We start from the raw sequence: 11,937 nt of genomic DNA, 5'->3' as shown, positions 1-11,937 counted from the left end.
TAAGGATAGAAAAAATAGATTCAGTATTTTTTATTACTAGCCAATAAAACACCTACTAGAAATTTTCACATTAAACTTTTCATCGATCAAAACGATGCAGTTGGAGGCTAAAATTTTGTCTCAATTGCTTCTTTTGAAGCTTGTTTAAGCGTACGCATTGTTTCTGCGGAAACTTGTTTTGACCATGAAGCATTGTTAATTTGCCTATTCCCAAAACTGTATTTTCCGGTAAGTGTTCCGTAAATTACCATGGCAGCGAGTAAACTACCCTTCATATTTGGATGAAATCCATCTGGCCCATACAAAGACAAAGACGAATCAATACTCCAGGCTATTTTCCAAGCCAATCCTGCAGCACAAATCAAAGCACTATGCGTTTTTCCTGCTTTGCTATAAGAAAAAATAACGTTATCAAGATCAAACAATCTTGACTGAAAGGGCCACACCATATAAACAGCTAATTTCGTATTGAACTCTTTACATAAAGCCTTATACTTTGCTATTGCATGCATTAAATTAGCTTGAGATTCTGGCAATGCTGATGGACCTTGCTGTACTACTACATAATCATATTTCCCTGTTTTTATTTCCTGCTGAACCATCCCTTCTGCTAAATGGTCATCCAATCCATAATTTGGTCCTGATATGGTTTTATAATCAATGGAAATACTATCTAGTTTACCTAGTTCTTTTACCAATGCGGGAACATCATTGATATAAGTAAGACTATTTCCAATAAATAGTATATTCAAAATATTTCTTTCACGACCAGCTACTTTATTCTTAGTACATCCTAGCACTAATGCTAAAAAAATGAAGAGACAACTTCTTTTCATAAAATGCTGAATTCATTCTACTCAAACTACTTTGGCTTTAAAACCCAAAAGAGAAATTTACTGCCATTTAACAAAGCTACCATGCTGAATGTTAATAGAGGTTAAATAGCAATTAGCTACATTAAAGTATGTTCAATTAAGCTTCTCCACTGTTTAAAAAACTAAATCCTTTACTATTATCCTGGGAAGATTGAAAAAAGTGAAATAACAGCTACAATAGTAAGTACTCCGAATCCAATCCATGCAGACTTGTGAAGATTTCTGTCTTTGGAAAAAATATAGGTTAGTCCAACTCCGAATATACCAAGAAACAAGCCTGCTGCAAATCCTATCAACTTAAATCTAAATCTTGCATCATCCATCATATGATCTAAAACAGGGGCAATATTAATAGCACCATTGCCTTCTCTGGCTTGCTGCTTCATTTCTTTCTTTAACATCAAAAAAGCCATTCGATTTTTAAATCCAGACTTATGAATAGTATGCTTTCGAAACTCTCTAAAGCTCATTTTACTTATCGCATCAATCGTTACTTCTTTTTTTGCTACGACTGTAGATGAAATTGTAAATGAAGCAAACAATAATTCACTAGCAAAAAAAATGGCGACAGTCAGTATTAGTTTCTGTATCATAAAAATTAATTAATCAATATCAGATACTTATTTTAATGGTTTTGTTGCCTATAAGAACGATAAAATAACTTACTCATGACGCTATCTCAGTAAATCATATCAGAGGAAATTTCAACTATATTATTTAGTGTATAATACTCATCATTACTAATGAATTATTTCTGAAGAACATAGAAAATATGGGGATGACAATTTGATTGTCACCCCCATAGAACCAATCAAATATTACTAATAACTATTTGCTATTAGTATCCAGAATTTTGAATTAATACACCATTACTTTTATCAACTTCTCCTTGAGGTATAGGAAAAACAGATTTATTTGCCCCAAATGCCTGTGCTGGTAAAACCGTTACACCATCACCATCAAATTTATTGGTAACAGTTCCTTTGATACGCATTATATCCCAAAAGCGATGACCTTCAAATGCTAGTTCAATTCTTCGCTCACCAAGTATTGCATTAATTAAGTCAGATTTAGAAGTAAAGCTGGCAACCGTATATTGAGGTGCACTCACTCTAGCGCGGTCTCTAACCAAATTAAGTTTTGCAATAGCATCAGCATCAACTACTGAAGCTACTTGTGCAGATGCCTCAGCATATGTTAACAACACTTCAGCATATCTTATTACTGGAGACCAATCAGATCTAGTAGCCACGTCTGGATATTTGTTCGTAAATAAACTCGAAGCAGTGGTTGGTGTCGTGCCTGAAATGATCATACTTCTTCTTCTATCATCTAACGCGAAATAAGTATTTGTTGCTATGTTAATAAAGTTTGACGAAATAGCGAGATCACCTCTGCCACTAGGATAATAATGTTGCGGAAGTGCATTATTGGTATTAGGGTTATCAGTAGCATTATTGGGAATACTCCAGATAGTTTCAGCTGTTTGATAATTTCCCGGACCAAAAGCACCATTGGGAGAAGAATTCAATGTAAATGAACCATATTGACCATTGATAACATTTAAGCTCATTGATTTAGCATTGGCATAATCTCCTTTATATAAATATACGCGAGCCAACAGAGAAGCTGCTGCTGCCTTAGTAGCTCTTGTTTTTGATGCATAAGATGATGATGCACCATACGTAGCAGGTAAATCTGCCAAAGCAGCATTCAAATCACTAATTATAGAAGTATATACTTGTGCAACAGTTGAACGAGGTTTATTTGCAGCTGGATCATTTGAAGTGAAATTTTCAGTAATCAATGGAATCCCAATATGAGATCCATCAGCTGTGAAACCATACGGTTGTGCAAAGAAGTTAACTAAATAAAAATGACTTATTGCACGAACAAATAAACATTCAGCAATAAACTCCTTTGCTTTAGCTGCACTAACTACTCCTGGGTTTGCTGTAACACCAGCAATTGCCCTATTAGCAGTTGCGATCGAAGCATACCCTGCATTCCAAATACCACCTGGTATCCCTGCATTAGATAACAAATTGAACCTAGGAAGATCTCCGAAGAAGTTAGAACGATCATAAATATCATTCCCAAGAAGATCTACATATACTAATGCACGCCCAGATAAAAAATCAGCACTTTGCAAACTATTATAAGCACCCATAATAGAGGCCTCCATTTTAGTGGCAGTGCTAAATGCTAGACTTGATGATATACGATCAGGAGGTACAATTTCAGTAACCTCTTTTTGACAGGATGAGAAAATAATTCCTACTGTCAAAAATGAAATAATTATAACTCTTTTCATTGTATTTTTTTTAAATTATAAACCTAAGTTGATTCCAAATGTGAACGTTCGAGCCAGATAAGGTCTGAAAGCATCTATTCCTAAACCAATATTCACATTTCCATTTGCATTACTCTCGGGATCCATACCTCTATAACCAGTAATTGTAAACGCATTCTGAATTTGCGCGTACATTCTCAAATTCGAAATTTTCGCTTTATCCAATAGTTTCTTTGGTAAAGTATAGCCAACTTGTATATTTCTCATTCTAACAAAGTCTGCTTTCTCTAAGAATCTAGTTGAAGCTAGTGTAGACTGATTTTCTCCAAAATACCATCTAGGTACATCAGTTTGATCTCCCGCTTTTTGCCAAGCCTTTAAAATCTCTACACTTTTATTTCGTGTTCCGGTCATCAATACTAAATTCTGAAGCGTGTTGTTATAAGTATAAGCACCAAATGAATACTGTAAGTCAAATGAGAGGTCTAACTGCTTATATGTAAAGTTTTGAGACAATCCTCCAAAAAACTTAGGATATGGTGTTTTATCATTCAAAACAACTCGGTCTACCGCTGTGATAGCAGAAGTCACTGTACCATCACTAACTCTTGTCCATCTACTTGCAGTAGGTGCTGAATGATTATATTGTTTAACTGTTCCAGTTGCATCATAGAATGTTGGGAATCCATTAGCCGGATTCACACCTGCCCAACGAATTAGATAAAACGCACTCATATTGTAACCTGGTCTGACAATGCTGTTTCCTCCAAATATGTCATTATTAAATGCATTTGTCGAAATCACCTTTGTCTTATTAGTAGCCCCATTGAAGTTGATGTTCCATTTAAAATCTCTTTTATTAATAACAGGAACACTTAAAGCAAGCTCAAACCCTGATGATTGAATGCTTCCTATATTTTGGGTAATCGTATTCCCAGGAAATCCAACTGTTGCCAGTATTGGATTATCTAAAATCAAATCTTTTGTTTTTTTCCTGTAATAGTCTACAACAACACTAATGCCTTTTCCAATCATTGCATCAAAGCCTATATCGAATTGTCCTGTCTGTTCCCAGCGAAGATTACTATTACCAGGATTATTTAAATTCAATGATGCAATATTTGCATATTGTGTAGGAGTAAAAGTTGCGAGACTTGGATAGTTTCCAATATTTGAGTTACCTGTTATACCATAACTAGCCCTGATCTTAAGTTCATTGACAAATCTAGATTTCCAAAATGCTTCTTCTGAAATCTTCCAGGCTGCTGACCCTGAAGGAAAATAACCCCATCGATTTGTTTTACCGAATCCTGAATAAGCATCGCTTCTCATATTGAAGCTTGCCAAATATTTGTTCTTATAACTATAGTTCAACCCACCGAAATAAGAGGCTAACCCATTATTAACATCAATTCCATTTTCAGCTCCGGTAGACGCGAAATTTGCAGGAGTGATAATTCGAATTAAAGGATCATTTAATCCCGTCCCGAAGATGTAATTAAATGTCGCATAGCTTTTAGTATACTCAGCTCCGGCTAAAACTCCCAGATCATGATCGCCGATTCTTTTATTATAATTCAAGGTATTGAACCAACTCCATACTCTAGAATCAGTAGCCACCGTCTGAGCAACGCCAGCTAACCCTTGTCCATCTCCTACTGCAGGATCCCAATACTGATCAGTAAAACCGATTTGCATATCAGTATTGTATTGAGATTTCAACTTCAGCCCTTTTATAATTGAGATTTCACCATATACACTATTAATAAATCGTCTATTATCCCTTGTATCATAGTTAAGATTTTGAACAGCAACTGGATTAGGAGTATTTTGTGCAACCGTATTTCCGCCATTTCCAATATAATAAGCACCTGATGCATCATATACTGGAACGTTAGGATAAGCGGTCAAGGGGCCAAAAGGAACACCACTCAAAGCTCCGCCTGTTCCTGAACCCAAACCATATAAAGTAGTCCTAGTAAATTGACTTTTAATTCCAATCTCAAACCAGTTTGTAACCTTTGTTGTGAGATTCAAGCGCGCTGCAGCTCTTTTTTGCCTATTCACAATCATATAATTTTCGAAGTCATTAAAGCCAAGGGAAGCATAGTAAGTAGTTCTTTCTGATCCACCACTGATACCTACCTGATGATCATGCGTAAGACCTTTTCTATAAATTTCATCTTGCCAATTTGTATTATCTGTTTTACCGTCTCCGTTATAGTCACCATTTGAAGCAGAAGGTGTTAAACCTGCATTAGTTCGCATTCCATTTATTACAGTAGTATATTGAGATCCATCTAAAACTTTTATCATCCTTGCAGGCTCACTATATCCAACATAGGCGTTATAGGTTACTTTAGGTGCCCCTGATTTACCTTTTTTTGTTGTAATCAGTAATACCCCACCTGAAGCTCTGCTTCCATAAATAGAAGCTGCAGAAGCGTCTTTCAGCACTTCTACACTTTCAATATCATTCGGATTAATATCTGCTAAAGCGTTTGTTGGATTATAAAGCTGTCCATTATCACCTTGAATCAAAGGAACCCCATCCATTACAATTAATGGCTGACTTCCAGAAGAGATAGAAGATGCTCCACGAACACGAATATTAACAGGAGCTCCGATTAAACCAGAGGAAGTACTTACCTGAACCCCCGCTGCTTTTCCGGTAAGTGCCTGATCAAAACTGAGGTTAGGCCTACTTTCAATTTCAGCACCAGCTACTTTAGCAACTGAACCTGTTAAATTTGCTTTTCGAAGAGTTGAATATCCCATCACAACAACTTCTTCCAAATTAGAATCAGATGAAGCTAGCGTGATTGTCAGCATACTTGCATTACCAATAGCTACATCTTTTTTGGAAAAATTGAGAGATGAAGCAACTAGCATTTTTGCACTAGAGGGAGCTGTTAACGAAAAATTACCATCTGCATCTGCAGTGGTGCCAAGTTTTGTTCCTTTTACTTGGATTGAAGCATTTGGTATAGGATTACCTTTTTCATCAATTACCCTCCCTTTGATTATGCGTGTTTGCGCGAGCAATAATGTGCTCGAAAGCAAGGCAAACCATAAGAGCATTAAGCCTTTTCTCATAGAGTTAATTTTAGTTTCGATTAAATGATCTGAATTTATTCAGTCAGTGATCCATTTAATGGTTCAACTAACTGAACAGATGTATAAGACAGTAAATTTTCGATATCTCTTGCTTGAAATTTGATCTATTCAACAAACGACAGGAAATCGTCTATAAAAAGATAGAATGTGCCCCAAATTGTTGTTGACCAAGGAAATTATATTTAGAACAGTACAAACTGCTATTGATAGATATCAAATTAATAGGGTTGCTTTTAGTATAGATAAAAGCAACCCCATTAATTTTTAGAATAAAGCTTATGTTATTTAATGCTTTCTAATACCTTCTCAAAACTGATCCAATAAATATCACCGCTTCCATTTTGTGGTGAACTGAATATCTTCTTTAATGCTTCAATTCCGATTTTGGTTTCGTAAGATTGCTTTAACATATTACGTTCACTGGTGAAGAAGAGTTTTTTCTTATCAAAACTCACAAATGGGCAATAATCTATACGGTTAGAGTTCAAAAGGGAGACATTCCTTGCAGGCATCCATTTACCGGAAGGATCTTTTTGACTTATATAAAGATCACTTCTACCCATATCATCTTTTCTTCCATAAGAAGTAAACAAAATAAAATCTTCATCCGGGGATACAAAAGCATTGAATTCATCCACTTTAGAATTCACTGCCGTATCTAATGGAACTGCATCGATGTATTTACCATCTTTCCAGGATGCCATGAATATATCTTCCCTACCTACGCCATTTTTGTAAGTAGCTGTATAATACAAATTCCCAGACTTAGTAATCGAAGGATAAAATTCATTACCTGCGGTATTTACCGGGGATCCGAGGTTGATGGGGGAAGTAGACCACTGTCCATTTTGCTTCTCAACATACCAGATATCAAAGTCTTTGGGCTTATCGCCACTGATGGGTCTGTTTGACGCGAAATATAATCGTTTACCATCCGCAGAAAAAGCTGGTTCAAGATCTGTGAATACTCCTGCAAAAGGTGCTATTTCCGGCTTACTCCAAAAACCTTTGGCATCTTTCTTCATGTAAACAATGGTTTGAAAATAACCCAGAGGTGACTGCAGGGTATAAAATATTTCTGACTCATCTGGCGACAAAGCAAAATCCCTTTCTGCAAAGCCTGTCGAGATCATTCCGGGTTGAAATAAAGACGGAGTTACTGGCGGTTCATTAAATGATATTTTTACTTGGGCCTCTGTTGTTATTGAAAATAACAAAACAATACAACTGCTTAAATAGATGAACAATGGTTTCATATGATTAGCATTTCAAAGGCAAAATAAACTTCGTCTCTTGCGAACAAATGCAAAAAAATACCAATAACATGAATCTGTCTACTGAAAACACTTACTACAGAATTGTGATGTTTCATACCCACATTCATACAAGCATAAAAAAACCCGGATAGAAATCCAGGTCGGTATGCATTTTACTAGAAAACACATGAGAAAATTGTAAGCTTACTTAGTGCGTTGTATGAAAACAAAAGACTAAGAATATCGTAAGAGAAACTAAGATTTAAAGAACGTATCACGATTATCTGTGATTGTACATCAAACATATCATACGGTTGACTTAGTTTTTGATGTATTCTACCAAATACACAAAACTGTAACCATACAGCTATTTACGAACTGTTAGAAATAGAGAAGGATGCGTAGTAAGAAGAACAGTCTCATGAGCCATCTAAAATAGAATGACTGATGTGACTGTTCTGCTAATTTTTTATCAAAAATTTTCTACGCGATATACTTCTTTTCCACCCACCACTGTTAACTGTACTTTTGTTTTGTGGATGTCTTCCGGATTGATACGAAATAAATCTTGTGAGAGTACAATAAAGTCTGCCAGATACCCTTTTTTGAGTTGTCCTTTTTGAGATTCATCAAATGAGCCATAAGCCGCTCCTGCTGTGTATGCGTATAATGCTTCCTGTAGACTGATACGTTGTGCAGGAATCCATCCTCCTGTTGGTTTACCATCGGTTGTCATTCTATTGACAGCATTATGGATGCCTCGGATAGGATTCAAACTGATACAAGCCGGCCAATCACTTCCAAACACCAATCTACTTTTTTGTTGTAAGAAAGAAGCCCATGGAAAAGCCAAAGGCAATCTTTGTTCCCCTACTGCTTTACTCCATATATCAATGGTTCCGGGATCAGCATGAATGGGTTGCATAGATGGCAATACGCCAAGACGATGAAATCTTTCGATATCAATCGTCGTTGTCATTTCAATATGTTCGATACGATGTCTTTTATTTTGTTGTCCGTTCAACTCCATGGCTTTTTCATAAGCATTCAACACAGCACGCACAGAAGCATCTCCGATCGCATGCGTATAGAGTTGGAAGCCCTCTTGATCCAATCTTTTTACCCATTTTTCATATTGTTCCAGTGGAATAGCATAACTACCTCTATAAATACTATCTGCTTTTAAGAGATCGGCATACGGATCAATCATTACGGCAGTATGAGACTCAATCACCCCATCCAATAAAAATTTTATAGCATCTGTTTTCAACCATTCAGGTTGTTTATTTTGAGATCGAATCTGTTTCCAGAGTTGTACATCTTCTTCTTTAGGGTTTCTTCCAGCACTGAATGCAATAGAGGTTCTGACTGTTAATTTTCCCGTCCGTAAAAGCGAATCATACAATTCATATTCTTCTTTAGACCCGCTGGCATTTTGCATACTTGTGATACCTAAACTTGCCGCATACTTTAATCCGGTAAGTAGTGCATTGTATTTTGCTTTTTTATCTGGACTAGGAATGAATTTTGTCACCAAACCGGTCGCACTTTCTTTGAAAGCACCTGTCGGCTCTCCGTTTTTATCTTTTACCAACTCACCAAAGCCTTGAAAATTGGTTTCTTTTGTAATGCCAGCAATAGATAATGCTTTACTATTGGCCCAACCGCTGTGACCATCATATGCTTTCAGATAAACAGGTCTATCAGGAACGATCGCATCCAACATTTGCTTGGTGGGTAATCCATTCGGAAACAGACTATACTGCCAGCCCCCTCCAGTGATCCAAGGTAACTCGGGATGTTTAGAAGCATAGTCTGCAATCATCTGTAAAGCTTCTTTCATTGTTTTGGCTTCAACAAGGTCGACTACCGTTAAACCCAGTGAGCCGGACAGAAAATGAACATGTCCGTCATTAAATCCCGGCATTATCATTTTACCTTTAAGATCGACCACTTTTGTACCAGCCTTTTTTAGTTTGTTGATATCGGCGTTTGTACCAACTTCTAGTATCTTATCCCCTTTTACAGCCATTGCTTCAACAAAAGGTTGAGAAGGGTCAGCCGTCCAAATATGTCCATTGATATATAGTTGATCAGCCGTATCAATAATGACTGTTTCTTTTTTCATTGACGATAAAACCAATACCGCTAATCCCAGCAGAAGTAATGTTTTTCTCATGTGTAAGATTTATAGGCATAACTAATGTATGCATTTTTACATCATGATAATGTAGCAGATGATTGAAAAACGATGTATTAGATCGAGTAAGATTTATTATTTCAAGCAACTTCTTCTTACTACTCTCTCAATAATTAAAGGCCAGATATGCTCTGCTATTGCAAATGATCTTTACGTGTAACACTTGGGTGATAGAAAGAATGGTATGATGATAGGAACAGATCATTTCCTATTTTTTGTTTTGCCTAACTGTAGTTGAATAGGACCTAAAAGAAAAAGAGGTTGATATTACTCAACCTCTTTTGTCGGGAAGACAGGATTCGAACCTGCGACCCCCTGGTCCCAAACCAGATGCGCTACCGGCCTGCGCTACTTCCCGGATCCTCCATCATTGCCTAGGCAAAGATGAATTATATTTTGTCAGTTTCCTATCCGCCTTCGCCAAAGCTTCGGCAGATGAAGCGGTGAGGGAGGGATTCGAACCCTCGGTACATCTTGAAGGACGTACGACGGTTTAGCAAACCGTTGATTTCAGCCACTCATCCACCTCACCGGGCTTTCTGTAGCCAAACTCTCCTATTGGAGAGGGCTGCAAAAATAGGTGCTGAACAGATATCTGCCAAAAAATAAACCCCGCAATTAGCGAGGTTTAAAAATATTTTCTTTTTCCTGTGTGCAGTAAGCTTTTACATGGCCGCCAGTTGTACTTTCTGGGTCAATTCCATGACATTTTCCCGAAAAATAGAGTCTGTATCCATCAAGTCTTTTACAGTTTGACAAGAATGGATCACGGTTGTATGGTCTCGACCGCCAAAATGCTCTCCGATCGTCTTCAAAGAATTCTTGGTAAATGCTTTGGCTAAGTACATAGTGATCTGTCTGGCCTGAACGATCTCACGCTTACGTGTTTTCTGTAACAGCTTATCGTATGGTACATCAAAATACTCACATACCATTTTCTGGATGGCATCAATGGTGATCTCTTTGCTGCTCGTCTTCACGAAATTGCGAAGCACTTTCTTAGCCAGTTCAACATCAATGTCTTTTTTGTTAAGTGACGATTGTGCCAATAAAGAGATCAATGCACCTTCTAATTCGCGAACATTGGTATTGATATTATAAGCCACGTATTTTACGACTTCCTTCGGCATATCCAAACCATCGTTCTTCATTTTACGCTCCAGGATCTCAATACGTGTTTCATAATCGGGCACTTGCAAATCTGCACTCAATCCCCAACGGAAACGACTCAATAAACGCTCCTGCATACCATCCAGATCTTTTGGTGGTTTATCAGAAGTTAATACGAGTTGCTTACCACTCTGGTGAAGATGATTAAAGATCGCGAAAAAGGCATCCTGACTTTTTTCTGCACGACTGAAGAACTGAACATCATCTATGATCAGTACATCGATCAGTTGATAGAAATGAATAAAGTCATTAATAGCATTATTGCGACTATGATCCTGGAATTGGTTGATGAATTTCTCACTGCTTACATACAAAACCACTTTACCGGGATGGGTACGCTTTACTTCATTACCAATTGCCTGCGCAAGGTGTGTTTTACCCAATCCGACCCCTCCATATATCACCAAAGGGTTGAAAGAGTTGGCTCCGGGCTTCTCAGCTACCGTTTTTCCGGCGCGACGGGCTACCCTGTTACAGTCTCCCTCAATAAATGAATCAAATGTGTACATATGATTCAACTGAGGATCGATCTGCATTTTCTTGAGACCCGGTATAACGAATGGATTTTTCACAGGATTATCGATCACCAGTGGAAAATTCATTTCATTGTTGTTATAAGTCTTCATGTTGCTAGCAGGAACATCCATGGAACCATTTCTTCCATTGTTGCCACTGTCTACCATGATGCGATATTCCAATCTCGCATCCTTTCCTAATTCACGTTTCAATGTTTTAGCCAACAGGTTCACATAATGCTCTTCCAGGTATTCATAAAAGAATTGACTGGGCACCTGAATCATTAAAACATTTCCTTTCAGTTCTACGGGATTAATCGGTTCAAACCATGTTTTAAAATGTTGCCATTCTACAATGTCTTTGATGATCTTCAAACAATTGCTCCAAACTGATTCAGCATTTTTAGCCATACAAAAAATGAACAATTTTATAATGAGTTAACGTATTCGTCTTTGCCTTCAAGTTATCTTATTTTTCCCACATGTGGAAATGTTGAAAAAAAACAGATAC

At 37.2% G+C, this 11,937-nt stretch carries 7 protein-coding genes and 2 tRNA genes; all 9 read right to left on the bottom strand.

Annotation, left to right across the window (positions count from 1 at the left end):
- Nucleotides 1–107: 107 nt before the first annotated feature.
- Nucleotides 108–836, bottom strand: a complete 729-nt coding sequence (locus ABXG83_RS00045) for a hypothetical protein (protein ID WP_353549476.1) — start codon at nucleotides 834–836, stop codon at nucleotides 108–110.
- 176 nt (nucleotides 837–1,012) lie between these two features.
- The gene (locus ABXG83_RS00040; protein ID WP_353549475.1) at nucleotides 1,013–1,468 is read right to left on the bottom strand and encodes a hypothetical protein; all 456 of its coding nucleotides are present in this window, start codon (nucleotides 1,466–1,468) and stop codon (nucleotides 1,013–1,015) included.
- A 245-nt stretch (nucleotides 1,469–1,713) separates the two neighbouring features.
- Nucleotides 1,714–3,189: a RagB/SusD family nutrient uptake outer membrane protein gene (locus ABXG83_RS00035; protein WP_353549474.1), complete on the bottom strand. Its 1,476-nt coding sequence runs from the start codon at nucleotides 3,187–3,189 to the stop codon at nucleotides 1,714–1,716.
- A 15-nt stretch (nucleotides 3,190–3,204) separates the two neighbouring features.
- Entirely contained in the window at nucleotides 3,205–6,264 is a 3,060-nt protein-coding gene (locus ABXG83_RS00030; RefSeq protein WP_353549473.1) for a TonB-dependent receptor, read from the bottom strand.
- A gap of 302 nt (nucleotides 6,265–6,566) precedes the next feature.
- Nucleotides 6,567–7,541 carry a hypothetical protein gene (locus ABXG83_RS00025; RefSeq protein ID WP_353549472.1) on the bottom strand — a complete coding sequence of 325 codons (975 nt, stop codon included), beginning with the start codon at nucleotides 7,539–7,541 and terminating at the stop codon, nucleotides 6,567–6,569.
- 472 nt (nucleotides 7,542–8,013) lie between these two features.
- Nucleotides 8,014–9,720, bottom strand: a complete 1,707-nt coding sequence (locus tag ABXG83_RS00020) for an amidohydrolase (protein ID WP_353549471.1) — start codon at nucleotides 9,718–9,720, stop codon at nucleotides 8,014–8,016.
- 305 nt (nucleotides 9,721–10,025) lie between these two features.
- Nucleotides 10,026–10,099 (bottom strand) — tRNA-Pro (locus ABXG83_RS00015).
- Between the two features lie 83 nt (nucleotides 10,100–10,182).
- Nucleotides 10,183–10,273 (bottom strand) — tRNA-Ser (locus ABXG83_RS00010).
- A gap of 133 nt (nucleotides 10,274–10,406) precedes the next feature.
- A complete protein-coding gene (gene dnaA / locus ABXG83_RS00005; RefSeq protein ID WP_353549470.1) occupies nucleotides 10,407–11,837 on the bottom strand; it encodes a chromosomal replication initiator protein DnaA in 1,431 nt (476 codons plus the stop codon).
- Nucleotides 11,838–11,937: the final 100 nt, after the last annotated feature.

It is taken from the genome of Sediminibacterium sp. KACHI17, from assembly GCF_040362915.1.
In the GTDB taxonomy this organism is placed as follows: domain Bacteria; phylum Bacteroidota; class Bacteroidia; order Chitinophagales; family Chitinophagaceae; genus Sediminibacterium.
Note: the sequence above shows the minus strand (reverse complement) of the source record. Positions and strands in the feature narration are given on the sequence as shown.